This window comes from Pseudoalteromonas sp. XI10, from assembly GCF_001469895.1.
Lineage (GTDB): Bacteria > Pseudomonadota > Gammaproteobacteria > Enterobacterales > Alteromonadaceae > Pseudoalteromonas.
Genome location: NZ_LOPY01000019.1, coordinates 405361 through 428644, shown reverse-complemented (window position 1 = coordinate 428644; position 23284 = coordinate 405361). Strand labels below are relative to the sequence as shown.

Here is a 23284-nt window from a genome sequence, read left to right as displayed (position 1 = left end):
TAATAAGAGCGTTTAATGAAAGTCCTTCATACATCTGATTGGCATTTAGGCCAACAATTCTACGAGCATTCCCGATTCGATGAGCACCAAGCATTTCTAGCTTGGTTAACCGATACGCTTGTGTCAGAACAGATCGACTTACTACTGGTTGCGGGTGATATTTATCATACGGCAACGCCACCTGCCAGCGCAGAAAACCAACTCTACCAATTTATTAAAACCACTAAGCAACATTGCCCTGACTTACACATAGTGATTATTGCTGGCAACCATGATTCAGCAAATCGTATTATGGCGGCAAAACCTTTGTTAGCTCAGTTTGATACCCATGTTGTTGGCCGCTTTGATAGCAACGCTCCTCATGAGGTGGTACTGCCAATCAGCACAAAAAACGGCGATGCGAATGTTGTTGCCATGCCATTTTTACGTAGCAGTGATTTAAGCAGTTATAACCGCCAACAAGAGCAACCGTTAAGTTACAATCAAGCCGTTGCCCTTGCCTACAAAGATGCATTGCAAGCAGCAAGCGAATTACCAAACGCGCCATTAATTGCTATGGGCCACCTGCATGCAAAAGGCGGAGACATCTCATCTGATTCTGAACGCAATTTAGTTATTGGTGGTGAAGATGCGATATCGGCAAGCATATTTACTGATCAACCTGATTATGTTGCGCTAGGGCATCTTCATAAAGCTCAGACCGTCGCGAAGAAAGAGACCATTCGCTACAGTGGCACGCCAATGCCGATGTCATTTTCTGAAAGACGCTATCAGCATCAAGTTGTGCTAGTCGAACTTAGTGACTCAGGTACATCTGTAAACCCCCTTTACATTCCTAGCTTTTGTAAAGTCATGTTGCTACCAGAAAAAGACTGTGTGCCACTGAACGAACTCTGTGAGCTTATAAAACAACTCGATTTAACGGATGAAGATTTAGCGCCATACCTACGGGTTAAATTGAGCGCCCATGACACTGACACCACTTTCAGAGAACAAATAGAACAAGCCCTTGAAGGTAAGCAGGTTAAGTTTTGTGGCATTGAAAGGGTACGTCAGCAAAGCAACCAGCAAGACGATGAACAAACTCTATTTGAAGATGTCTCGCAAATTGAAGCGCTAAACCCACATTCACTTTTAGAGCAAGCATTTGCAAACAATAAAGATATGGCAGGGCAGGCGGTGCCAAAAGAACTAGAAGGCTTACTAAGCCAAGTGATCGATGAATTGAATGCAGAGGACCTACTATGAAAATTTTAGCGATTCGTGTTCATCAACTCGCCTCTATCTTAGACGCCGAAGTCGACTTTAGCGCTTCACCTTTAAAAGAAGCAGGCTTGTTTGCCATCACCGGTGATACTGGCGCCGGTAAAAGCACATTACTCGATGCCATTTGCTTAGCGCTTTATAACAAAACAGCAAGATTACGCGGCGATACAGGCAATAAAATTGACTTTAACGGCGACAATATCAAACTCAATGACTCGCGAAACTTATTACGCCGCGGGGCAGGGCAGGGCTATGCCGAAGTCGACTTTATTGGCCAAGATAAACAACAGTACCGAGCAAGGTTAAGCTTTAGCCGAGCGCGTAATAAAGCCGATGGCAAGTTACAACCTGCACAACATAGCCTGCACTCTTTACCTGATGAAACCCTAATCGCTGATAGAAGTGCTGCAGGTAAAGAAATCGAGCGTATTATTGGTTTGAGCTTTGAGCAATTCTCAAGAGCAGTACTTCTTGCGCAACATGAATTCGCGGCATTTTTAAAAGCAACAGGGGATGAGCGTGCGCAACTACTTGAATGCTTAACAGGCACCGATAAATTCAGCCGTATTGGCCAGCGAATTTTTGAATGCCATCGTGAGCAGTTGCAAGCATTAGAGCAGTTAAAGTTAAGTTTAAGTAATTATCAGGTTTTAAGCCCTGAAGAGGTCGAAACGAAACAAGCAGAACAAAAAGCGCTTGAGGCTAAACTTGCTGAGTTGCAAAAGCAAATAAAACAATTTGAACAGTACCAAGGGTGGTACAAGCAAGCATCTCAGCAGCAACAACAGCTAAACCAAGCTGAGCAAGCAAAGCAAGAATTACAGCAGCAAATGCACGCGCTTGCTGAAAAAGCCACTGAAGCGAAACAAGCTCAGCAATGCCTAGAAATAAAAGATAACCGTGAACGCGTCACTTCGATTGCTGCTCAACATGGGCAACTTATTAAAAACCGCGAGCAGCTTTTAAACGTTGACCATAAAACACTGATCAAAGACGCTGAGCAAACACTTGAGAAACAAACCGCGCAACTAAACCAAGCAAAGCAAGCACAAAAAGACGCGCAGCCTATTATTAGCCAGGCCCGTGAGTTAGACAAGCAACTTGCCGTATTAAACCAGCAAGCAGCGGCGCAAAAAGTACAAGCTGATAAATCGAAACACCATCATCAAGAGCTGACTAATACACTAAATAGCCATAAAGCAGAGCTGCAAAAACAGCTCGATCAACAAGCACAAATAAATAGTTATTTAGAAACGCATGCACAATGGCAACCATTAGCGAAAGACTGGTCATTCTATAAAAGTGAGTTAACCCGCTTTAGCCAGCAACAACACACAATTAGCCAATCACAGCAAAACATAAAAGCTCTTCAACCTAAAATTGATGAGCAGCAAACAGCTGCGCAGCAGTGCAAAACTCAATACCAAGCCCTTGAGCAAGAAATTAAGCGCCTAAATGAGCAAGATACCGCCTTTAAATCGAGTTTAAACACCCAATCAATGGCGGATATTGATGCGGGGCTTGAGGCGATTAAACACCTGATTGAAAAGCGCCAAGTGTGGCAAACAAATCATCAACAGTTAAAAAATTGGCAAACCCAGCTAAACACATTAAGCCAAACTGAGCAGCAACTACAAACAGCATTAAAAGATGCGCAGCAAGGTGCAGAGCAAGCACAGCAGCAGGTTTCGATTTGTGAGCTAAGCTTACAGCAAGTGCAGTTAAGAGCCAGTGAAGGGGTCAGCCAGTTACGCGCCACTTTAAAGGCAGGGGAGCCGTGTGCAGTATGTGGCTCAAAAGAGCACCCGTTTATGCATGAAGAAATGGTAAACGAGCAATTTAGTCAACTTATTAACGACTTTACCAACCAACTAACTAACGCCAAACAGCATTTAAAAGCTCAGCAAGCATTACAGCAAGCTAAAAGTAATGAGCTGGCGGCATGCAGCCAACAGATAAGCTCGTTAACTGGGCAAATCTCAGAACTGAGCGCTCAACAACAGAGCCTCAAAGAAACCATGGCGGCTAATCGTACTGAGCTAAATGATTTAACCGAAGATCAGTTAAACGAGCGTCAGCAACAGCTCAGCTTGCAAAAACAGCAATACTACAAAACCCTTGAACAGCAACAGCAGCTGCAAAACACGCTTACGGCTAAGCAAGCTGAGTATAATCAGCAAGGGCAAGCGCTACATAGCAAAGAGCAGCAGTTAAACGAATTACAGCAACAGCTGAATAATCTGCAAACACGTTTAAACGAGCTCAATGATGAGCATCAGCAGCTTTACACGACACTGAATCAACAGTTCACCAGTGCACCTTGGTGGCAGGCACTCAATACACAAAGCATTTCTTTAGAGAACATTGCAGAGCACGTTGAGGCTTATCAAGCTTCGCTGCAAACGGCAGATGAGCTTAAAACTAGCTTAAAAGCCATTGAGCAGCACCTTGCACATGTAACGCCGCAGCTAAACGAAGCACATACCTCTTTAACTCAGTGCAACGAGCAACTAAGCCAAACTCAAAACGAACTCACGCAGATAAAATCAAAGCGCGAGGGCTTATTTAGTAACGCGGCGATATCGGTAGATGAGTTTATAGCAGAGCTTGAAAAGGCGATAGATTCAGCGCAGCAGGCACTGCAACTTGCCCAGACAAACCATAGTAATGCGGTGAAGGCGCGTGACGAACAAGCCATTCAAATCGCCAATATTGAAGAACGTGAAAAAGAGCTCACCGCTGAGCAAGCGGCGCTTAATGAGCGATTTAGCCTTTGGTTTAACGATTTTAAAGCGCAGCACCCAAGCTTGGATGAGCAAGCCGTTAGTCAGCTATTAACGATAAACCCCGCTGAAATTAAACAAACTCTGGCAGATTACCACACCAGCGAAAGTAGCTTAAAAGACGCTGAGGCGCTTTTAAAACAACGACAACAAGCGCTGGCTCAGCATCAAAAAGACAAACCAGCTCTCGGTGAAGATGAGCTGCAATTACAGCTTAATCAAGCCACAGAGCAACAAGTACAAGCGAATAATGCACTATTGCAAGTTGCGACTGAGCTTAAAACCCATCAACAAAATAGCGAAGCGCTGGCTGATAAACAAAAGCAATTGGTTGAACAGCAAAAAAGCTATGAGCACTGGCATTTACTCAATAAGGTGCTCGGGGATGCCAGCGGCAAAACCATGCGTAATTTAGCACAAACACAAACTTTAAAAATACTGCTGCACTACGCGAATAGTCACTTACAGACACTAAATAAACGCTACAAATTAACAGCCATAGGGCAAACGCTCGATATCGCTATTATCGATAAAGACATGGCCGATGAGCAGCGCTCTGTTAATACATTATCGGGGGGTGAGTCATTTTTAGTATCGTTAGCACTGGCGCTAGGGCTTGCTTCGTTGTCGTCGAATAAAGTACAGATAAACTCTTTGTTTATCGACGAAGGGTTTGGTACGTTGGACAGCGAAACGTTAAGCATCGCGATGGATGCTCTTGATTCACTACAAGCACAAGGCCGCAAAGTAGGGGTTATTTCGCACGTATCAGAAATGACCGAACGCGTTGCCACGCAAGTGCATGTAGCGAAAAAACCAGGTGGTTATTCGACCATCTCAGTTATTTAAAGGATTAGCATGCCAACTTTTAATCACGAAGAAGCAAATCACTACGACGAACGCATTTTGCGCCTAGTTCCAGGTTATGAGCTATTACATCAAGCAACCGCAGCCCAATTAGCAACCACGCTGAGCGATGATGCGTGCATTTTAGTGGTTGGTGCCGGAACTGGTAAAGAAATCATCGAATTAGCGGCGCTAAAACCAAGCTGGCAATTTATTGCTCAAGATATTTCACAAGACATGCTCGATATTGCCGAGCAACAGTTTGGTCAGCATAACATCAGCGATCGCGTAACAGTACACTGCGGTGATATCAACGACATCGACACTCAATGTGACGCCGCACTGTGTTTACTGGTAATGCACTTTGTTGAAGATAACGGCGATAAAAAAACGCTGTTAAAAGAGATTCACAGCAAGCTTAAAAAATCGAGCAACTTATTTATTGCCGATTTAATGCGCCCAGAAACCGCTTTTGAGCGCGAATCTCAACTACAGCTTTGTACGCAGTTAGGTTTAACCGAAGTCGGCGTAGAGCGCATGCGCCACAACCTAGAGCACGAGTTTTACCCATTAGACCGCATTCGTTTTGCAGAATTAATGAATGAAACCCGCTTCAGCACCCCAAAACAGTACTTTAAAGTGCTTGGTTTTGCAGGGTATGTGGTTGGGAGTTAGGAGTAACTAGAGCTGTCAGCTCGTAGGTTGGGTTTCGCTCCGCTCTACCCAACCTACGAGCTATTAACCATCGCGCAAAGTTAATTTCACGCCTACGGTAACTAATCCATCTCAGCAGCGAGTAGGCATCAACGACTTAAAGCTTATGACTTACAGCTTAAAGCGCCTTTACTCTTTCCCCTTGTAACTCGCTAACTTTACCTAAGTTTGTTGGGTTTCGCTCCGCTCTACCCAACCTACAATAGCCTAATACCCCGCGGCCTGTCCGTCTTTGCGGGTTTCAGATGCGCCGTAATAAACGCCGGTTTTTGGGTCTTTCAATATTGCTTGATAACCACCGTATGGGCCAACCGCGTCTTGTAAGGTGTGGCCTTTTTTAATTAACTCACGGCGGGTTTCCATCGAAAAACCTGACTCTAAGCTAACAAAACCGCCGTCTTCCATAATCTCACCGGTTGGCTGCGAGGAACCTGTGTGCAGAATGCGTGGTGCATCACCGGCTTCTTGTAGGTTCATGCCAAAATCAATCATGTTGATCAGTATTTGAGCGTGCATTTGTGGCTGTGTTGCGCCGCCCATTACGCCATAACTCATATATGGCTGACCATCTTTGGTGACAAACGCAGGAATGATTGTATGAAACGGGCGTTTGCCTGGCTCATATTGATTCATGTGGCCTTTTTTAAGGGCGAACATTTCGCCACGGTTTTGCAATACAAAGCCTAATTTTGCAGGTGTCATACCTGAACCCATGCCACGGTAATTACTTTGAATAAGCGAAACCATGTTGCCGTCATTATCGGCGGTAGTCATATAAATGGTATCGCCTTCTACTGGGCCTGCGTGGTCACGTTTTGCGGCTTTGTTAGGGTCTATCAGTTTGCGTCTTTGGTCAGCATATTGCTGTGAAATAAGTGTTTGTACGGGAATGGTGTTAAACGCTGGATCGGCGTAGTACTTTGCACGATCTGCAAACGCGAGTTTTTTCGCTTCAACAAAGGTGTGTACGTATTCAGGGCTATCAAAACCCATTGCTTTGATATCGTAACCTTCAAGAATATTCAGAATTTGCTGTGCAGCAATACCTTGGCCATTTGGAGGCAATTCCCAAAGCGTATATCCTCTATAATCGGCGCTCACAGGCTTAACCCATTCACTATGGTGGGCAGCTAAATCTTCATACGATAAGTAGCCGCCGTTTTCTTTCATATAGCGACCAATTTCTTTAGCAATATCGCCTTTGTAAAAGGCATCGCGGCCGCCTTTGGCAATTTTGCGATAGGTGTTTGCAAGGGCAGGGTTCTTAAAGATTTCACCTTTTTCAGGCATTGCCCCATCAGGCATATAAACATCTTTAAAGCCTGGGTATTTACCACGAGCAGCCACACTTTTTTGCATGTAATAAGCAATCAGTTCAGACACAGGGAAGCCATTTTCAGCATAGTCGATAGCTGGTTGGAGTAAGGCTTTCATTGGTGTTTTGCCAAACTTTTTATGTAACTCAAACCAACCATCTACAGCACCAGGTACCGACACAGGCAAAGGCCCATAAGCAGGAATATAGTCACCTTGTGCTTTTAAAGTATCAAAAGACAAGCTTTGTGGTGAACGGCCAGAGGCATTTAAACCGTAAAGTTGCTTGCTTTTGTTATCCCAAACAATGGCAAATAAATCGCCACCAATTCCACACCCAGTCGGTTCAACCAGGCCAAGCACTGCATTTGCCGCAATAGCCGCATCAATGGCATTACCACCGTCTTTTAATACTTGTAAGCCCACTTGCGTAGCTAACGGCTGTGATGTTGCAACCATACCTGATTGTGCGATAACTTCAGAACGACTAGCAAAGTTATGGCCAGTGATGCGATCGTAAGCTTGAGAGGCGCCTGTCGCGCCTAAGCATACTGCTAGCACTAAGCTTTTAAATAGTGGAGTTGGTTTCATAATTTTTTGCCCTTTTTGTTATTTTTATCACTATAAAAAGCAATTAAAGATGAGGCAATGGCTTTGCGTTCGAGCGCGAAAAATCACGGTTGACTTCAAAAATAAGAAAAACAGCGGCTAACTTACCTAAAACCACTCCAATTTAGTAAATAGCAGAACCATTTAAGCACTGCTGTGCAACTGTCAATGTTTCGCCGTGAGAGTGCATATCCTCTGCTACAAACTGATCAACAAGAGGGTCAATTAGGTTTTCTTGCTTCATGGTATCGAGGGCGTGTTGCAGCTTAGTGATCAACTCTGGGGATGTGTTTTTGTTAAGTGCTAAGTAATTACCCACTAAGGCAGGATGCTTTAACTCAAATACCGGCGTGACTTGGTCTGGGCTCATACCTACATTCATCAACTGTGATGACAGAGTGAGAGAGGAGCCAATCAGCAAGTCGTGCTTACCTTGCTTAAACATTTTTAACTCTTCAAACTTTTTTGAGTAAGTTAAAAATTGCTGGCCTTCAGCAAGGTTAAAATCAGCAAGAACTGTTTGATAAACATCACCACGAGATACGCCAATGGTGTAGCTTTGCAACGACTGTGTACTCGTTACTTTAATGTCGTTACGGTTATTTAAACGGTATAAACATGAATGCCCAGATACCAAAGGGCCAACCCAATAAAATTGAGTTTCTCGCTTTGCGGTACGCGAAGTAGAGTAAATTCCAGCATTGGGTTGGGCAAGTGTTAGTGACATTGCGCGCTTCCAAGGCAATACACTAAACGTACAGCTCAACTTGGCTCTTTCACACAAAGATTCCATGATTTTGGTGTTAATACCGGTAAGCTGGTTGTGCTGCACAAAGTTATAGGGAGGGAACACTTCTGTATACAAAGTCAATTGTTCAGCACTCGCCACTGCAGTACTTGCTGTGAATAAACTCACTATTGTTAAATGCTTAAACATCGCTCTTAACTCCAGTTTTAGCTGGTTATTCTGGTTTAACAATTCGACTTAACTGCTTTTGCAGTGTATTTAAACAAAAAGGCTTAATGATAAAACCGTTCACTTTTGCTGTGATCATCTCATTGACCGTTTGCTTACTGTCTTCGCAGGTTACCATTAATACGGGTAAATCACTTAGGAGCGGGTTTTCGCGAATATGATTAAGTAAACATTTGCCATCCATTTTAGGCATATGCAAATCAGTAATCACCAGATCAAAGCTGTGTTTTTCGATTAAATCAAACGCTTGAGCACCATCAGTCGCCTCCGTTATATCGTTATAATCAAGCCTACGCAACATGTTTATTAACACATGGCGCATAAGTGGCATATCGTCAACGACCAGTATTTTCATCTAGATTACTATTAAGTTTTACAGTATTTAAAGCTTAGTTTGCTAACTCAAGAACGCAATAAACCAGAAACTAAGAAAAAATATCTGCAACTAGCTGGCTAAGTCGTGCAATTTTAATGTTGCTCAACTGGCGGTAATCAAAATATGGGCAAACAATCACTTTATCTGATTTACTAATAGCAAATTCATCATCAAGCCATATTAATTGGCAATCCAAAAGCCCGTCATTTATAAGCTGCTTAGCATGGGTTCGCCCTGCAATTATATGTAATTGCTCTGGTTTGCCTAAAAACGGTGGGCTAAACAGTAATGCAGTTTGGCTATGTGCTTGCAGTAGTTGTTCATCGCGAAAGCTCTGCCAATCAGCCGCTCTTTTAGCAAAATCATAATATTCACTTGGTAGTGCAAAAAGTACTTTGCCATACACATTAAATACTTTGCGCCAACCATTGCCACATGCTTGGTTTATTTCGTTTATTTGGCCGGGTTGCATTGCATGCAAATGCTTAAGCTGTTGCCAAGCAGGCATCGGCGGGCGCTTTTCAATATAAACAGCGACTTTAAAGGCTTCATCACCAAAACCCTGCAGTGGCGCACTATTAACGATACTCATGACTTTTTAGCGAGGATTCGATCTAGGTTATTTGCAAAGTTTTGGCGGTCTGCTTGGCTTAAAGGCGGTGGGCCACCGGCCATTTCAACGCCACTTGAGCGCATAGTTTCCATAAAATCACGAACGTTTAAACGTGAGCGAATATTTTCGGTCGTATATAACTCACCGCGAGGATTAAGCGCTTGGGCGCCTTTTTCGATGACTTCTGCAGCCAAAGGAATATCACCGGTGATCACCAAATCATTCGGCTCAATACGTTTAACGATTTCGTTGTCGGCAATATCAAACCCCGAAGATACCTGCAAACGGCTAATATACTTTGAAGCGGGTACTCGCATCGCATGATTCGCCACTAATGTGGTAAAGGTCTGTGTGCGCTCTGCGGCACGAAACAATATTTCTTTAATAACGACGGGGCAGGCGTCTGCATCAACCCAAATCTTCATGCTGTTCTCAATCTTTAATTTTAGACATTAATAGTTTACCGTAATTGAACTAAATTAGTGCTATTAACGTATTAATTTGTTTAATTTTTTAAAGGGAGTAAAAACGTGCAAACATCATTAAAGTTAATCGGGGTTTTATGTATCACAGCCATTTTATCTGCGTGTACAGGCGTGCCAGACAACATCAAACCCGTCGATAATTTTGAGTTAAACAAATACACAGGTACCTGGTACGAAATTGCACGTTTAGATCATTCATTTGAACGCGGCCTTGAGGGCATTACCGCCGAATACTCAATTAACCCTGATGGCAGTGTAAAAGTTATCAATAAAGGTTACAGCGCTGAAGATAAAGAATGGCAGCAAGCTGAAGGTAAAGCAAAGTTTGCAGAGCAACAAGACATAGGTCACTTAGAGGTATCATTCTTTGGGCCATTCTATAGCTCATATGTAGTGTTTGAATTAGATAAGCAAGACTATCAATACGCTTATATTACTGGCTATAACAAAGAGTATTTATGGTTTTTGTCGCGCACTCCTAACGTTACTGAACAGCAAATGCAGGACTTTATAAACACAGCAAAAGAATATGGTTTTAAAACAGACGAACTTATTTATGTTGACCATGAGAGCTTGTAAAGGGGCTTTACAACTGTCTTTAAACTATCACGAATGTGCAACACAACTGTAATGGATGCTAGGCAAACTTAGCGTCGTTAATTTGAAACAACATGTGATCCCCCAATTTAATCCCCTGCTTGGGTAGGCATTGCCTACCCATTTTTTTAACTATTTGCTCAATTAGGCATTATTGCAAATTGGCATCAGATCAGTTTTTTACTAACTAGACTACAAAATCATCACCGAAAAGCCACTCAACAGCAAAACAGACATAGTTAATACACTGACATGCTTCACCCATGAAACAGTAAAGCTGTATAAAATCATGAGCATAAGTACACTTAAAGCCATATAACCGCAAAACAGCAATGCGCCGTACCCAGCATCTGACAGCACGCAAAGCACTAAACTTAGTAAAATACTGATCCAGCCGCTTAATAAAAAGCTACTTCGCTGTTTTTCGGTTAATTTCTTTTTAAATACATCACGGTAATGATTGAATTTTGCAAGTGCAAAACAATTAAACCCTAAAAAGCACAGACTAAATTGCAGTAACTCCATCATCCTTGTTGCTCCTTTAGCAGCCTGTTTTTATTTGATTTAGTATTATTTTCAACGGTTTTATAGCTAGGTATTTTTTTGCTTTGTAGTAAAAACAGCAGCCCAGCGCAAATAAATGCACTATCAATACCGAATAAAGCCCACTGGTGAGTTAGTAAATACGTGATCCAATTGCCATCTGTTGTCAGCGCATTTACCACAGGTACTAACAAACAAGCAGCAGCGTTAAGCCATGCACAATAGCGCCAATGATGTTTTTCTCGGCCGCTCACAGCGACAACTAACATCGCCAGCCAAGCTAAGAAAAACACGAGTATTTCTTTATCGGCACGCCCGGCTAACCCTAAAGGTAATAGTCGATTAGCAATGAAGAACGCTGCGGTTGCAATTGGTAAACCCATCAGGGTGGCTAAATTTAGTGTCTCAACGAGCTTAAGCCCAAAGCTTGGTTTTTGCTCTGCTTTAAGCCTCTCGCGTAAACGTTTTGCCCACATGATGCAGCCTGTAGCTATCATGGCACAGCCAGCTACGCCACAGAAAAAATACAACCAACGCAGCAGCGGCTCGGCTAAACGACCACTATGTAATGCTGTCATTGAGTCATAAAACTGCGCCGAAGCGCTCCAATCTTCCCCAGAACTCGCTTCAAGCTCACCTGTTACGCCATCGAATAAGTAGCGTGGTCCGTTATCTACAACCTCTTTGCCAGTTGCCAAATAAACCACTATTTGTGAGGTCGCTGTATTGGCATTTCTAACAAACACGTAGCTAATGTCGGCATTCGGTGACTTAGTATAAATCTGATCTAACACATCTTTGATTGCCACCATAGGGCGCTGCTCTTCACTGGGCTTGGCACGTTTGTTAATCGGCAATGCCTCTTCAAACATTTGCCTTAAGCCATTTTCATATACAGTCTCGGCAGGGTAGGGGAACAGCATAAATATCAGCGTGATAATCCCCGTGTAGGTGATCATGATATGAAATGGCAGTGCCAGCACTGACGAAACATTGTGTGCATCAAGCCAACTTCGGCTGCCTTTGTTTGTTCTAAAGCTAAACATATCTTTAAAAATACGTTTGTGGATCACGATGCCTGTTATAAGCGCTATCAACATAAACAATGAGGCTAAACAAACAATTATCCGTGCAGTAAATACATCTATGTAATGTAAATCAAAGTGTAAGCGATAGAAAAAGTTACCCCCCTTAGTTTCCCGAGGTTCGGGTAATTGCTCTAAGGTATTAGGGTCTAGATGTGTATAGTTGAAAGGTGCTCGGCGCTGGCCTGGCTGTTTAGGCTCAGCATAACCATAGCTTAAAACAGGGTTACGTGGCTCAGGTAAGTTTATCCGCCAAGATAATGAATTAGGTGCCTGTTGCTGTAATTGCGCAAACACATAATTAATTTGCTCGGCTTGAGACTGAACCCGTTGTGCTTGATGCTGCACATGGTGCGTTTCAGGCTTGGCCCAAATAGTGATTTCATCTTTAAAAAAGCTGATGGTGCCAGCAAAAAAGATTAAGAACAGTAACCAGCATACCAGTAAGCCAACCCAGGTATGAAGCCAAGTCATTGAGCGAAAAAAGCTCTCTTTCATAACCATCCCTTAATCAATGAAAGGGCCAGTAATTGCCCACCAGAAGTTAGTAAAATAGTGATCCAAACAATCTTTAAAGACTTAACGGCAAACACCCAAATAAACACACAACAGTAAAAAAATACCGATAGAGTCGTGGTTAACAGCACGCTGTCGAGTTTATTAAGTGGTAATAACACAGCTAGTAATGAAATAAGCACACTGGTAAAGGCGTAACCACCAATGATGGCTGCAACAAAACGCATAAACACAGCAACACGATAAGATAGGCTCACAGAGCGCTTTTTAGCTGTATTTTTAGGGCGATTGGTAGTCACTGCATCTAATGATTGAGAATGCATGATAATCCCTTAAAAAATAACACGAGAAGAAAACCCCGTATTATATCGCCGACAAACAGAAAAGATAGTAGTTATCATTTGCATACACGTATTAAATAATGAAACACAATCAACTAAGTCAAAGTGTTAGTAAAATAATGATCTGCTAGCTTTGTTCTGTGCAATATCATATGGTGTTAAGTAAATAAAAAGGGAGCTGAAATGAAAACAACAGGCTTAATCGGTGGCATGAGTTGGGAGTCAACGCAAAGTTACTACCAGCTTTTAAATCAAGGCATTAAAAACAAACTAGGGGGGCTGCATAGTGCCAAGATAGTACTCGTTAGCCTCGATTTTGCCGAAATAGCTGTGCTTCAACAGCAACAGGATTGGCCACAGATGGCCGAGATACTCATTAAAGCTGCTAAGCAAGTTGAAGCAGCGGGCGCGGATTATCTATTAATTTGTACCAACACCATGCATAAACTCGCTGAGCAAGTACAAGCTGCGGTTGCAATTCCTTTGTTACACATTGCAGATGCAGTTGGTGAAAACCTGATCCAGCATAACTTTAAAAAAGTGGCTTTGTTGGGTACCCAGTTCACTATGGAACAAGACTTTTACAAGCAACGCCTAGCTGATAAATTCGCCATAGACGTGCTAATTCCTGATGCACAGGAGCGTGAAACAGTGCATCGTGTGATTTATGATGAACTATGTAAAGGCATCATCAGCCCAGAATCTAAAGCTGAGTATTTAACCATTATTGATGATCTAACTCAGCAAGGTGCAGAAGCCATTATTCTTGGTTGCACCGAAATAGCCTTGTTAGTTCAACAATCAGATACGTCTATTCCATTACTTGATAGTACAGCACTTCATTGCGCTATGGCGCTTGAGAATAGTTTAAATTAGGAGCACACCATGTCGAACCACCATAGCTTAAATTATGTTGAATTTGCTGCTAAAGATTTAGCAACAACAAAGGCATTTTTTCATCAAGTTTTTAAATGGCAATTTACCGACTATGGCCCTGAATACACGGCTTTTAGCGCTGAATCAGCGGGCCTTGATGGCGGTTTTTATCAAGCCCCATTAACTAGCTTAACCAATAATGGCGGCGCGCTACTGGTGCTTTATTCAAATAATATTAAAGAAACTCAAGCACAGGTAGAAAATCACGGCGGCACAATTATTAAGCCCTTGTTTGATTTTCCTGGAGGCTGTCGTTTTCACTTCACAGAGCCAAGTGGTAATGAGTTAGCAGTTTGGTCAAAGCAAGCATAGATCATATTTTTACTAACTCATGAGTACTCAATCATTATTAGAACAAGTTAGTAAATGCGTGATCTGCGAGCCTCATTTGCCACTAGGAGCGCGGCCCGTTATTCAGTTTAATCCACAGGCTCGCATTTTAATTGCTGGTCAAGCACCGGGAATTAAAGTACATGAAAGTGGCAAACCTTTTAATGATGCAAGCGGGCAAAGGCTTCGTTCTTGGCTTGGTGTAACGAGTGATGAGTTTTACGATGAGCGCAATTTTGCTATCTTGCCGATGGGCTTTTGTTACCCGGGCAAAGGAAAATCAGGTGATTTACCGCCAAGAAAAGAGTGCGCGATTGCATGGCGTGAAAAACTCTTAGCGCAACTAAATAATATTGAGCTCACCATTATCTTAGGTAAGTACGCGCAGGCATATCATTTACCCCACACTAAGCAGCTACCCTTAACTGAGTTAGTAAAATCGTGGCGTGAATATTGGCCAAATTACTTGCCACTTCCTCACCCAAGCCCTCGCAATAATATCTGGCTAAAGAAAAATCCGTGGTTTGAGCAACAAGTATTGCCTGAGCTTAGTAGTAAAATACGTGCAACTTTAGCAAGGTAAAAAATGGAAAATAACTTTTTTGCTGAAAACGGCTACTACCATGTAAAGGGCCTTTACACAGAGAGTGAGCTTAGCAAGGTAAGGCCAATTCTCGATAAATTTCATCAACACTGGTTGCAAGAAAACAAATCTTTTTACCAATCTAGAGGTATTAATAGCTCAGGTTTGACTGGCGCTGCATGTTTAAGTGTTGAGGAAAAGTTTACTCTTTTTGAGTTTGTAAGCGCCAACACACTATTGAAACAGGTTAAGGGTATTGTTTCTGATCCCCAGTTTATGAATACTCAATTATTTTTTAATCCTTACAACCCTAAACAAGCAAATTATTGGCATCGCGATATGCAGTATCACTTAGAGCTTGATGCGCAAAAGGCCGCTCTTAGCGGCCCTGAAGTGTTACATTGCCGCGTTGCTTTTGAAGATGAACCGGGAATAGAACTAATACCGGGTAGTCATAAAAACTGGGATTCAGATGAAGAGTTAATAGTTAGATTAGAACAGCAGGGCGCTCGAAATAGTGACTCACTAACTCGTGGAAAAAGTGTAGCACTCAAAAAAGGTGACTTACTCATATTTTCGGCAAATATGATTCATCGGGGCTTGTACGGTATGAATCGTTTTGCCCTAGATATTTTGTACTTTGAACGTCACCCAAGCCTTAATGAATTTGTACAAACTGGATTTTTACCAACTGCAGAACAAAAGCAGCATCTAAAAAACGCTATGGTATTCAAGTAAGCATAAAAAAAGCGGCTCACTCGCCGCTTTCTTTATTTGATAGTGCTGTTACTGCAACATTGCGAACAGTTCTTTTAACTGCGGCATATACTGCTTAACTAAGTTGACGTTACTTTCGCTAACATCTGCTGTTGCAGTACTTGCTTTAACACCTTCTAAAGCACCTGCCATTGAACGAGTACCCGCATCAGATGATGATGCCGTAAGGCTTTGTAAACCACTCATTGCTTGGTTTACACGTTGCTTGTTCTCTTCTGACATACCCGCTTTAAGGTTTTCTAAATACGCCATTGATACCTCTGAGCCAACAGTAACTAACTGCTCTGGCGTGAAACCATATTGTTTGGTAAGGGCTTCGAACTCAGTATAAAGCTCATGCTCTTTGATGTGACCCAGCGCATCCATAACTGACGAACTGTCAACACCATCAGAACTACCTAGCATACCACCAAGGTTTACAGTATCTAACTCAGATTGGCTTTGTGACCAATTAACGACTGCAGGAAGGGCTTTAATGTAACGCTGTAACTGATTTTCAGAAATATCTTCTGCGAAGCTAGAAAAACTCATCGCAAGTAGGCTCATAGAAATAAGTAGTGCTTTCATCGTGATCTCCTTTCTTTCAAAATGGTTAGCAACTGGCGCAAATAGTCGAGCTATTATGTTTAGCCAATTACAAATGTTACAATGCCTTTTTTACCATAGCTAACTGAACCTGATGTTAATTATTTCTAATACCGTCACAATTGATGAATGGGAACTCGACTTTAGTGCGATCCGCTCGCAAGGCGCAGGCGGGCAGAACGTCAATAAAGTAGCTACAGCTATTCATCTTCGTTTTGATATTAATCGCTCAAAGTTACCTGACTTTTACAAACAACGTTTACTTAATTTAAATGATTCTCGAATTACCAAAGAGGGCGTTATTGTCATAAAGTCGCAAAGTCATCGCACGCAAGAAATGAACAAAGAAGATGCGCTTAATCGTTTGAAAGAATTAATCATTAATGCAACACAAATACAAAAGAAACGAAGAGCAACAAAACCAAGTAAAAGTTCTCAGAGAAAGCGCATGGACTCTAAAACAAAAAGAGGACAAACAAAAGCATTAAGAAAAAATGTAAAATTCTAACTTTCACATCAGAAGATCGTGTCAAAAATAAGCAGAACTGTAAAGAAGTGTAACTTGTTAACAAAGTTAATTGATGGTTAATCCTGCCGCGTCTATAATAGTAATACAATTTCACTGCTAATTAAGGAGCCGGGTATGGGCCAGAAATCACGCATTGTTGCCGCTGCAATGATAACGCTGTCAGCTTTGCCTATGTCGAGTTTTGCTGTAGATTCATGGCAAGCCGGAAGCGCGTATCCGCAAGGTAGTGAAACCTGTTATAACGAAATTCTTTATAAAGCCAGATGGTGGGCAACCCCAGGAGAAGAGCCTGGCAGTTCACAATGGGGCGCTTGGGTTGCAGATGTCGCCTCAAAAACCTGTGTACAGAGTGTTGTAAGAAAACAAGACGATTTACTTAAGTCTCTACCTACAATTTTCGAACCAAATAACAATAAAAAAGGGAGTTCTGATTAACTCCCTTTTTAATCTTTAATCAAACGTGTGATGCCTTGTCATTTCAAAGCTATTTAAGATGTGATGCATTATGTACACCGCACATAAGCTCAATAGTATGGCCACAGACACCGACGAAAAACGATACAGCGCGCTGTAAACCAGATCTTGCCCCGGCCCTAATGACTGGCCAAACAAAATACCAAATGTCGTGATAATACCAAAGCCAACACCCGGAATACCGCCACCAATTATGTGATAACGACTAAAGATAAAGGTCAAAATCCACAGAATTAACGCAGGAAATATCAAAATATCTGTATGGTTATACAAAAATAACTGTGCCACTAACGCTAAGTTACAACCGATTAAGGTGCCTATCGCGCGTTGCCATGCAGCCATACCCGCCGCTTTCCAGCACAACGAAAACAATATCAGTACCGAGGCCGCTTGAGCAGAGATAGAATCTTGTAAATCAAATACCTGAAATACAACAAATGATAAGGTCGCTACGGTTGAACAAAGTAATACTTCATGGCGCACACTTTCTTTTGCTTTCTCTGGCATTACCCGACCTTGGCGCGGTGCAACATCAGGGAATAAACCATGCATTAGCATCGAAAACAGTACAGTAACGACGACTGCAACAGCGTTACTAATGATCAGCGGATAAATACTGACACCACCGCCGGTGTAAGTCGAAAAATGCAATTGAATCGACAAGCTCACCACTGTTGTGGCGCCAAATAAAAAGTTAGCACCACGGCTCATTTGATAGAACAAAAAGGCAAAGGCTATAAAGCTCATCATTGTCATTACAACAGGCAAGTGTGCAAACAATCCTTGTACAACCAATACGAATAGCGCACTGAACACCGCGCCTGCGTAAAACTGACGAATAATATGCATGTTAAGCACAGGCACTAAACCGAGCAGTAGCATAGGGTAAACTGTGAAAAAGATGCCATTCGGCCAGTTCATCAATTTTGCCAGTGAAAACCCTAATGCTGAGCCCGTAGCAATGCGTAGCGCTTGGCGTAAGCCATTACCATCGAGTTGCAATACTGACATAACTCACCCAGCCTTAGTAAATAAAGTGCAGAACACTAATGAAGCGAATTTGCATGCTTGCAAACCAACTGCCAATGCTAGAGTCAGGCAGAAGTTGCACAGTTGCACGCGCACCACTTGGAAATTTTGCCAGCATCTGGTGTTCATCTAGCTGAATATGGATACGTTGACGCTGTGCATCTCGTACCCAACGGTTGCTGCTTTCAGTGGCACTGAGTAAACCGTTAGCATTAAGCTGGCCATCACTCACACCCGCTTCAAAACTAACAATTTTGCCTGTAAACACTTTGCCTGGTAGCGCATCAAAGCTGACTTTTGCAGTGCTACCAACTTGCACATGAACTAAAGACTTTTCACGAAAATCAGCCACTAAATCAGCTTTATTAGCAACTATAGCCATTAACGGTTGGCCCTTATTAGCATAGGTACCTGGTGTTACCTGTAAGTTTGCTGTTTTACCGTCGGTATCGGCTGTCACTGTGGTGTACGACAGGTTTAGTTTCGCTTGTTCAAGCTGGTTTTGAGCATGACGAAGCGCTAAATTGTCATCCCCTATTTTACCGCGCGCTAATTTAGCCTCGCTAAGCTGGGCTTCAATTGCAGCCACATTGGCTTTGCTTGATTGATAGTTCGCATTGATTGTTTCGTACTCTTGCTCTGAAATAGAACGCTTTTTCAATAGCGACTCACCGCGTTCAAACAGCAACGTTTGCTCATGTAGCTTAGCTTGAGCAGCCGCTAACTGTGCTTCTATTGCTTTCACACTACTATCTAAACGTTGGTTTTGTAGTTTTGCATCATCATATGCAAGTTCAGCTTGTTGCACGGCAAGCTCAAAAGGCTCATCGTTAATCTTAAACAAGGCTTGCTGTTTTTCGACGGCTTGATTATTGGTCACTAATACGTCGGTTACGCGACCACTTACCTGTGGGGTCACTTGCACAACCGGATGATACACACGGGCCTGCGGTGTAACTGGCATATACAGGTCAGCAATCACAAAATATAAAAATAAAACAATAAAGCCCGCTAAAGAGATTTTTACGTAACGGGCAAACTTTTGATCTGGTGTCATAACGTTACTTATCTCCTGAATAATGACGGATACACTGACGGGCGTTTTGCTCCATCTGAATTAAACCATGCGCCATGGTATCGAGTTGCTCAGTGGTTAAGTCGGCATAAAGATGCTCTTTCACATCGGCAATAATCACCTGCAATGTGTCTAACAATTGTAGACCTTGCTCAGTGAAGTACAGACGTTTGCTGCGTTTATCTTCAGCATCAGCTTTACGAGCAATAATCTCTTGTTGCTCAAGCTGCTTAATCGTGCGAGTTAGTGAAGGCATTTCAATGCCTAAGCTATTTGCCAACTCTTGTTGTGTGCAACCTTGGTTTAGATGAAACAGGTGCATCATCGCAGTCCAGCGAGATTGAGTAAGACCCAAAGGCTCAACCGCCAAAGTGACAGCATCGCGACATAAACGATGCACACGGCCCATACTGCCGCATAATGTTAAATCAAGAGTTTCGTGAAAAGGGGGAGTGGAAGACATGATGCGCTCCATTTACTTAGCATGCTAACTATTTTAATGTAGTTAGCATGCTAAGTAAATATTAGTGCAATTAATAAAATAGATAGCTGTGTTCGATAAAAGCGAACAACTGCAAAAGTTATCTGATAGATAACACTATTTCGCAATTAACTCCTTGATATGGCTTTCATAGAGGTCTAATTTATCAGCTACAAACCCTGTGTGTTGGAACCGTACTACGCCTTCTTTATCGATTAAAAAGCTGCTCGGCATCCCTTTAAGTTGGTATTGTCTGCCAATAACAGCATCTGGGTCGTAAATAATATTAAAGTTCACTGCAAACTCAGCTAAAAATGCATCTGCATCACTGCGTTCAACATCAATGTTTACAGCAATCACTTTAAGCCCTTGCTGTTGATACTTGCTCTGCATGGCAATAAACCAAGGAAACGAGCGTCGACAAGGGCTGCACCAAGACGCCCAGAAATCGAGTAACACGACTTGCCCTTTGTATTGATTCAATAGTTTAGACAACTGCTGCTGACTTGCAGCTAAGGGTGGGGGTGAAGGGTGCTCTGCCATAGCAGCAGAGCTCGTAATTAAAAGAAATGCAATTAAGGCGTATTTGATCATTGATAATTTAATAAATTCGCTGGTGAATATTGGTCAGTGAGCACCTTGGTATCCGCTGGCCAATCTTGATTTCCCTTAGTATAAAACAAATGCTCGCTGAGTAACTGCAAATCAACATCGTAAGGGGTTAACTTATTTGCGAGTTTGTTGACGCGTTCGGCTAACTGTTGCTGGCTAGGCATAGTCTCGAAGCCAGCTAAAATAATGCGATTAGAGTTTTCATCGGTCACAACATTAACAAAGTCACCAAACACATCGAAGTAAGTTGCCGACTCATGCTGGTACAATTTACTCGATGAAAAAGTATTTGCAGCGACAATTCCACCATCAGCTAAAACACTTTTTACTTCCGCAAAAAATTCCTTAGTGAGAAGGTGCTCAGGGATATAATCGCCATTGAAGGCATCAAGAATAATCCAATCGTACTTTTGTTTTTTAAGTGCAGCACGTTTAATAAAAATACGGCCATCTTGCACCTTAGACGTTACGTTATCAGTTTCTACAAAGCTAAAATAATCACGGGCAACTTTTATTACCGCTGGGTCAATTTCGACATTTTCGATATGAGCGCTAGGGTAAAGCTCATGAATGGTATTTGAAAGTGAACCTCCCCCTAAACCTATGATCAGTACATTTTTAGGGTTATCAATAAATAGTAAGCTTGCAAACGTCATTTTGGTGTAATTAAACACCAGCTTTTTAGGCTCACTCTTATACATACAACTTTGCGTACTTTTACGGGTTTTTTCGTTAAATTTTAAACACAGTAAATCGCCAGTCTTCTCCACTAAAATATTGCGATAAAGCGATCGCTCTTTATGTATTACTTCGGCTAAGCAGCTAAAAGGCAATGTCATGAGCAAACAAACCATTAAGACTCTAAACATACAGCACGCTCCTTCGTTTTTAATTGACTAACCGCAATTGCAAGCAAACCAAGCGCGCCTAATACCGCAGCAAAGGTCTTAATGATGTCGTTAACATCGAAAGCTAGCACCATATAAAAAGAGGTAATAATCGTGCCAAGGGCGCTTCCTAGGGTGCTCACAAAATACAAACCACCGGCAACCTGACCACTTTTTTCATGATCGGTAACCAATAATCGCACTGAGTAAGGTGAGATCATGCCGAGTATTGTTGTAGGGATAAAAAACAACGCCGTTGATGCCAGCAACGAGCCGTAACGACTGTCTTCAATATGGGTGAAAATGAAGGTCATAATTGGCTCTGCAAACAATACTATTGGCACCACCATAATACTCGCTACAAAGAAAATGAGACCATATTTAGTTAACGAAGGATTGCGGGTTGAGAGCTTACCGCCAAGTAAATAGCCGAAAGATAAGCTCAACATAAATACAGTGATAATACTGCCCCATATATGCACACTGCTACCAAAGTACGGCGCTAAAATTCGCCCGCCTAAAAGCTCAATTCCCATAATACAAAAGCCGCTACTAAAGGCTAAAAAGTAGATAAGCGCATTGATTTTATTCATTAAACACCCGCTGATTTTGTTGTTATTTTATCCATCTTAACCTGATGCAGATAAGGATGCCATGACTGTTTTTTAAGCTGTAAAGGTCGTTGACAAAATATAGTCTTTTTAAAATAAATAATTAAAAAGGCTAGGTTAAAGTACACATGCTCTGGTATTTTACTGGGAACAAAATAAGCAAGGAAAAATGCAATGGATCAGCAAGTAACGAAAATAAATATAGACAACCCAACGACTTTATTTGGCCTCAAAGTTCGCACCAGCAATATGAAAGAAATGAGTGGTGAAGGAGCTAAAATCGCTGGCTTATGGCAGCAATTTTACACAGACATAGCGCCAAATTTAACGCCATCTAGCCAAGTTTATGGCGTGTATACTCATTATGAATCTGATGTCACAGGGGAGTTTGATGTATTTGCGTGTACTGACATGCAAGTCACGTCATCAGAGGTAGAACAAACTAAACTCGCTACAGGTAACTACCTTCGCTTTAGCGGCAAAGGTGCAATGCCACAAACCGTTATCGATGTTTGGGGCCAAGTTTGGCAGTACTTTAGTAATGAACAGTGCCCGCATATTCGTGCATATAAAACTGACTATGAGTTTTATAAAAGCAGTGAAGAAGTTGAAGTATTCATTTCAATTGAATAACGCCAAACCCTATTTTTAGTGTAAAGCCCCATTACAGATAAAGCCGCTTATTGCGGCTTTTTATTTGCTAAAAGGTATATTAATCCTTGTTGTTATCTTCAAGAATAAGATTCTTTAAAATGGGTCGTACAACTACCAAGATTAAAGTAATAAGTACTATCGCGGCCATTGTCATGCGAACTAATCGGAAAAACCATTCAGTTTGATAAATAGGACTATTTTTCTTTACTTCTTGTGATTCAAGTAAGGCACATGCTTGTGGTATTGAACTAAATGCATCTTTATTTGGATAATCAAAGACGAAACCTACTTTAGCAAGTGCTAGCTTTGCTTGGTCTGAGTGAAGAACATCGACGTACAAAATATGATTTTTAATATCAGCCTTGTAAGGGATCTCTTCAACGTCCAGTACATCAACTATCTTGACGGCATTGACTAAGCGCATATCTTGTATCAAAGGCCGGTATTCAGGAGCTCGAGACCATATAATTACAAATATAGCGAATACCAAGGATAAGCATAATAACCCCCACAAGGTGTAACGCTTAGGTAGCAACTCTAATATATGCGGCGGTTTATTGCTCATTATGACTTCCAATTCAATAAGTTAACTTTCATAATATAAAAGTTTTGATATGTAAAAAAGTAGTTATATACAAATAACCATCATTTAAGTTA

At 41.9% G+C, this 23284-nt stretch carries 27 protein-coding genes; 11 read left to right on the top strand and 16 right to left on the bottom strand.

What is annotated here, in order from left to right; genetic code table 11:
- Positions 1 to 15: 15 nt before the first annotated feature.
- Genes AUR67_RS05060 through AUR67_RS05050 form a run of 3 tightly spaced genes read left to right on the top strand, consistent with a single transcriptional unit; the run spans position 16 to position 5570 of the window.
- Positions 16 to 1248, top strand: a complete 1233-nt coding sequence (locus tag AUR67_RS05060; RefSeq protein WP_058584377.1) for an exonuclease SbcCD subunit D C-terminal domain-containing protein — start codon at positions 16 to 18, stop codon at positions 1246 to 1248.
- Positions 1245 to 4898 carry an AAA family ATPase gene (locus AUR67_RS05055; RefSeq protein WP_058584376.1) on the top strand — a complete coding sequence of 1218 codons (3654 nt, stop codon included), beginning with the start codon at positions 1245 to 1247 and terminating at the stop codon, positions 4896 to 4898. The genes AUR67_RS05060 and AUR67_RS05055 overlap by 4 nt, the downstream gene beginning before the upstream one ends.
- 9 nt (positions 4899 to 4907) lie before the next feature.
- Positions 4908 to 5570, top strand: coding sequence for a class I SAM-dependent methyltransferase (locus tag AUR67_RS05050; protein WP_058584375.1), 663 nt, complete (start codon positions 4908 to 4910; stop codon positions 5568 to 5570).
- Between the two features lie 246 nt (positions 5571 to 5816).
- Here AUR67_RS05050 and ggt read toward each other — a convergent pair whose 3' ends face one another.
- The 5 genes from ggt to AUR67_RS05025 all read right to left on the bottom strand — a co-directional run bounded on the left by ggt (position 5817) and on the right by AUR67_RS05025 (position 9922).
- A complete protein-coding gene (ggt, locus tag AUR67_RS05045) occupies positions 5817 to 7514 on the bottom strand; it encodes a gamma-glutamyltransferase (protein ID WP_082665568.1) in 1698 nt (565 codons plus the stop codon).
- A 142-nt stretch (positions 7515 to 7656) separates the two neighbouring features.
- Positions 7657 to 8469, bottom strand: coding sequence for a substrate-binding periplasmic protein (locus AUR67_RS05040; protein WP_152996480.1), 813 nt, complete (start codon positions 8467 to 8469; stop codon positions 7657 to 7659).
- Positions 8470 to 8494: 25 nt separating this feature from the next.
- Complete coding sequence (locus AUR67_RS05035) at positions 8495 to 8863, bottom strand: response regulator (protein WP_058584373.1); 369 nt, start codon at positions 8861 to 8863, stop codon at positions 8495 to 8497.
- 70 nt (positions 8864 to 8933) lie between these two features.
- Entirely contained in the window at positions 8934 to 9476 is a 543-nt protein-coding gene (locus AUR67_RS05030; RefSeq protein WP_058584372.1) for a DUF6942 family protein, read from the bottom strand.
- Positions 9473 to 9922 (bottom strand): YaiI/YqxD family protein, encoded by a 450-nt coding sequence (locus AUR67_RS05025; RefSeq protein ID WP_058584371.1) that lies wholly within the window; start codon positions 9920 to 9922, stop codon positions 9473 to 9475. The genes AUR67_RS05030 and AUR67_RS05025 overlap by 4 nt, the downstream gene beginning before the upstream one ends.
- A 105-nt stretch (positions 9923 to 10027) precedes the next feature.
- On the opposite strand from AUR67_RS05025, the gene AUR67_RS05020 reads away from it, so the two are divergent.
- On the top strand, positions 10028 to 10561 hold the full coding sequence (locus AUR67_RS05020; protein ID WP_055198908.1) for a lipocalin family protein: 534 nt from the start codon (positions 10028 to 10030) through the stop codon (positions 10559 to 10561).
- Between the two features lie 210 nt (positions 10562 to 10771).
- Here the strand turns inward: AUR67_RS05020 and AUR67_RS05015 are convergent, their stop codons facing one another.
- From AUR67_RS05015 to AUR67_RS05005, 3 genes are read right to left on the bottom strand one after another with little or no spacing between them, the layout of a single operon-like run.
- Positions 10772 to 11107: a DUF3325 domain-containing protein gene (locus AUR67_RS05015; RefSeq protein ID WP_058584370.1), complete on the bottom strand. Its 336-nt coding sequence runs from the start codon at positions 11105 to 11107 to the stop codon at positions 10772 to 10774.
- Positions 11104 to 12705 (bottom strand): PepSY-associated TM helix domain-containing protein, encoded by a 1602-nt coding sequence (locus AUR67_RS05010; RefSeq protein WP_058584369.1) that lies wholly within the window; start codon positions 12703 to 12705, stop codon positions 11104 to 11106. The genes AUR67_RS05015 and AUR67_RS05010 overlap by 4 nt, the downstream gene beginning before the upstream one ends.
- Positions 12702 to 13046: a hypothetical protein gene (locus AUR67_RS05005; protein ID WP_235591787.1), complete on the bottom strand. Its 345-nt coding sequence runs from the start codon at positions 13044 to 13046 to the stop codon at positions 12702 to 12704. The genes AUR67_RS05010 and AUR67_RS05005 overlap by 4 nt, the downstream gene beginning before the upstream one ends.
- A 201-nt stretch (positions 13047 to 13247) precedes the next feature.
- On the opposite strand from AUR67_RS05005, the gene AUR67_RS05000 reads away from it, so the two are divergent.
- The 4 genes from AUR67_RS05000 to AUR67_RS04985 are packed head-to-tail and all read left to right on the top strand — an operon-like array spanning position 13248 to position 15651.
- Entirely contained in the window at positions 13248 to 13940 is a 693-nt protein-coding gene (locus AUR67_RS05000) for an aspartate/glutamate racemase family protein (RefSeq protein ID WP_058584368.1), read from the top strand.
- 9 nt (positions 13941 to 13949) lie between these two features.
- Positions 13950 to 14312 (top strand): VOC family protein, encoded by a 363-nt coding sequence (locus AUR67_RS04995; RefSeq protein WP_058584367.1) that lies wholly within the window; start codon positions 13950 to 13952, stop codon positions 14310 to 14312.
- A gap of 19 nt (positions 14313 to 14331) precedes the next feature.
- Complete coding sequence (locus AUR67_RS04990; RefSeq protein WP_058584366.1) at positions 14332 to 14913, top strand: uracil-DNA glycosylase family protein; 582 nt, start codon at positions 14332 to 14334, stop codon at positions 14911 to 14913.
- A gap of 3 nt (positions 14914 to 14916) precedes the next feature.
- Positions 14917 to 15651, top strand: a complete 735-nt coding sequence (locus tag AUR67_RS04985) for a phytanoyl-CoA dioxygenase family protein (protein WP_058584365.1) — start codon at positions 14917 to 14919, stop codon at positions 15649 to 15651.
- Positions 15652 to 15699: 48 nt separating this feature from the next.
- Here the strand turns inward: AUR67_RS04985 and AUR67_RS04980 are convergent, their stop codons facing one another.
- Complete coding sequence (locus AUR67_RS04980) at positions 15700 to 16257, bottom strand: hypothetical protein (RefSeq protein ID WP_058584364.1); 558 nt, start codon at positions 16255 to 16257, stop codon at positions 15700 to 15702.
- A 112-nt stretch (positions 16258 to 16369) separates the two neighbouring features.
- Here AUR67_RS04980 and arfB point away from each other — a divergent pair, with 112 nt between their 5' ends.
- Together arfB and AUR67_RS04970 are read left to right on the top strand one after the other, a co-directional pair.
- The gene (gene arfB, locus AUR67_RS04975; protein WP_054563127.1) at positions 16370 to 16783 is read left to right on the top strand and encodes an alternative ribosome rescue aminoacyl-tRNA hydrolase ArfB; all 414 of its coding nucleotides are present in this window, start codon (positions 16370 to 16372) and stop codon (positions 16781 to 16783) included.
- 135 nt (positions 16784 to 16918) lie between these two features.
- Positions 16919 to 17239: a hypothetical protein gene (locus AUR67_RS04970; protein WP_058584363.1), complete on the top strand. Its 321-nt coding sequence runs from the start codon at positions 16919 to 16921 to the stop codon at positions 17237 to 17239.
- A gap of 15 nt (positions 17240 to 17254) precedes the next feature.
- Here the strand turns inward: AUR67_RS04970 and AUR67_RS04965 are convergent, their stop codons facing one another.
- The 6 genes from AUR67_RS04965 to AUR67_RS04940 form a co-directional block, all read right to left on the bottom strand.
- Positions 17255 to 18289: a DUF2955 domain-containing protein gene (locus AUR67_RS04965; protein WP_058584362.1), complete on the bottom strand. Its 1035-nt coding sequence runs from the start codon at positions 18287 to 18289 to the stop codon at positions 17255 to 17257.
- Between the two features lie 13 nt (positions 18290 to 18302).
- Positions 18303 to 19364 carry an HlyD family secretion protein gene (locus tag AUR67_RS04960; RefSeq protein ID WP_058584361.1) on the bottom strand — a complete coding sequence of 354 codons (1062 nt, stop codon included), beginning with the start codon at positions 19362 to 19364 and terminating at the stop codon, positions 18303 to 18305.
- 4 nt (positions 19365 to 19368) lie between these two features.
- Complete coding sequence (locus tag AUR67_RS04955; protein WP_058584360.1) at positions 19369 to 19845, bottom strand: MarR family winged helix-turn-helix transcriptional regulator; 477 nt, start codon at positions 19843 to 19845, stop codon at positions 19369 to 19371.
- A 135-nt stretch (positions 19846 to 19980) separates the two neighbouring features.
- A complete protein-coding gene (locus AUR67_RS04950) occupies positions 19981 to 20406 on the bottom strand; it encodes a TlpA disulfide reductase family protein (protein WP_058584399.1) in 426 nt (141 codons plus the stop codon).
- A gap of 47 nt (positions 20407 to 20453) precedes the next feature.
- The gene (locus tag AUR67_RS04945; RefSeq protein ID WP_058584359.1) at positions 20454 to 21344 is read right to left on the bottom strand and encodes a spermidine synthase; all 891 of its coding nucleotides are present in this window, start codon (positions 21342 to 21344) and stop codon (positions 20454 to 20456) included.
- Positions 21329 to 21955 (bottom strand): fused MFS/spermidine synthase, encoded by a 627-nt coding sequence (locus tag AUR67_RS04940; RefSeq protein ID WP_058584358.1) that lies wholly within the window; start codon positions 21953 to 21955, stop codon positions 21329 to 21331. The genes AUR67_RS04945 and AUR67_RS04940 overlap by 16 nt, the downstream gene beginning before the upstream one ends.
- Before the next feature lie 192 nt (positions 21956 to 22147).
- Here AUR67_RS04940 and AUR67_RS04935 point away from each other — a divergent pair, with 192 nt between their 5' ends.
- Complete coding sequence (locus AUR67_RS04935) at positions 22148 to 22606, top strand: GyrI-like domain-containing protein (RefSeq protein ID WP_058584357.1); 459 nt, start codon at positions 22148 to 22150, stop codon at positions 22604 to 22606.
- 79 nt (positions 22607 to 22685) lie between these two features.
- On the opposite strand, the gene AUR67_RS04930 is transcribed toward AUR67_RS04935, so the two are convergent.
- A complete protein-coding gene (locus tag AUR67_RS04930; protein ID WP_058584356.1) occupies positions 22686 to 23192 on the bottom strand; it encodes a hypothetical protein in 507 nt (168 codons plus the stop codon).
- Positions 23193 to 23284 lie beyond the last annotated feature (92 nt).

Excerpts from the sequence above, each read along its gene's own strand:
- AUR67_RS05055 (WP_058584376.1), top strand. The coding sequence starts at position 1,245 with ATGAAAATTTTAGCGATTCGTGTTCATCAACTCGCCTCTATCTTAGAC.
- AUR67_RS05050 (WP_058584375.1), top strand. The coding sequence starts at position 4,908 with ATGCCAACTTTTAATCACGAAGAAGCAAATCACTACGACGAACGCATT.
- AUR67_RS04960 (WP_058584361.1), bottom strand. The coding sequence starts at position 19,364 with ATGACACCAGATCAAAAGTTTGCCCGTTACGTAAAAATCTCTTTAGCG.
- AUR67_RS05035 (WP_058584373.1), bottom strand. The coding sequence starts at position 8,863 with ATGAAAATACTGGTCGTTGACGATATGCCACTTATGCGCCATGTGTTA.
- AUR67_RS04985 (WP_058584365.1), top strand. The coding sequence starts at position 14,917 with ATGGAAAATAACTTTTTTGCTGAAAACGGCTACTACCATGTAAAGGGC.
- AUR67_RS04995 (WP_058584367.1), top strand. The coding sequence starts at position 13,950 with ATGTCGAACCACCATAGCTTAAATTATGTTGAATTTGCTGCTAAAGAT.
- AUR67_RS04940 (WP_058584358.1), bottom strand. The coding sequence starts at position 21,955 with ATGAATAAAATCAATGCGCTTATCTACTTTTTAGCCTTTAGTAGCGGC.
- AUR67_RS04990 (WP_058584366.1), top strand. The coding sequence starts at position 14,332 with ATGAGTACTCAATCATTATTAGAACAAGTTAGTAAATGCGTGATCTGC.
- AUR67_RS04965 (WP_058584362.1), bottom strand. The coding sequence starts at position 18,289 with ATGTCAGTATTGCAACTCGATGGTAATGGCTTACGCCAAGCGCTACGC.
- AUR67_RS04930 (WP_058584356.1), bottom strand. The coding sequence starts at position 23,192 with ATGAGCAATAAACCGCCGCATATATTAGAGTTGCTACCTAAGCGTTAC.
- AUR67_RS04945 (WP_058584359.1), bottom strand. The coding sequence starts at position 21,344 with ATGTTTAGAGTCTTAATGGTTTGTTTGCTCATGACATTGCCTTTTAGC.
- AUR67_RS05030 (WP_058584372.1), bottom strand. The coding sequence starts at position 9,476 with ATGAGTATCGTTAATAGTGCGCCACTGCAGGGTTTTGGTGATGAAGCC.
- AUR67_RS04970 (WP_058584363.1), top strand. The coding sequence starts at position 16,919 with ATGGGCCAGAAATCACGCATTGTTGCCGCTGCAATGATAACGCTGTCA.
- AUR67_RS04955 (WP_058584360.1), bottom strand. The coding sequence starts at position 19,845 with ATGTCTTCCACTCCCCCTTTTCACGAAACTCTTGATTTAACATTATGC.
- arfB (WP_054563127.1), top strand. The coding sequence starts at position 16,370 with ATGTTAATTATTTCTAATACCGTCACAATTGATGAATGGGAACTCGAC.
- AUR67_RS05040 (WP_152996480.1), bottom strand. The coding sequence starts at position 8,469 with ATGTTTAAGCATTTAACAATAGTGAGTTTATTCACAGCAAGTACTGCA.
- AUR67_RS04980 (WP_058584364.1), bottom strand. The coding sequence starts at position 16,257 with ATGAAAGCACTACTTATTTCTATGAGCCTACTTGCGATGAGTTTTTCT.
- AUR67_RS05015 (WP_058584370.1), bottom strand. The coding sequence starts at position 11,107 with ATGATGGAGTTACTGCAATTTAGTCTGTGCTTTTTAGGGTTTAATTGT.
- AUR67_RS04950 (WP_058584399.1), bottom strand. The coding sequence starts at position 20,406 with ATGGCAGAGCACCCTTCACCCCCACCCTTAGCTGCAAGTCAGCAGCAG.
- AUR67_RS05010 (WP_058584369.1), bottom strand. The coding sequence starts at position 12,705 with ATGAAAGAGAGCTTTTTTCGCTCAATGACTTGGCTTCATACCTGGGTT.
- AUR67_RS05005 (WP_235591787.1), bottom strand. The coding sequence starts at position 13,046 with ATGCATTCTCAATCATTAGATGCAGTGACTACCAATCGCCCTAAAAAT.
- AUR67_RS05060 (WP_058584377.1), top strand. The coding sequence starts at position 16 with ATGAAAGTCCTTCATACATCTGATTGGCATTTAGGCCAACAATTCTAC.
- AUR67_RS05025 (WP_058584371.1), bottom strand. The coding sequence starts at position 9,922 with ATGAAGATTTGGGTTGATGCAGACGCCTGCCCCGTCGTTATTAAAGAA.
- AUR67_RS04935 (WP_058584357.1), top strand. The coding sequence starts at position 22,148 with ATGGATCAGCAAGTAACGAAAATAAATATAGACAACCCAACGACTTTA.
- AUR67_RS05000 (WP_058584368.1), top strand. The coding sequence starts at position 13,248 with ATGAAAACAACAGGCTTAATCGGTGGCATGAGTTGGGAGTCAACGCAA.
- ggt (WP_082665568.1), bottom strand. The coding sequence starts at position 7,514 with ATGAAACCAACTCCACTATTTAAAAGCTTAGTGCTAGCAGTATGCTTA.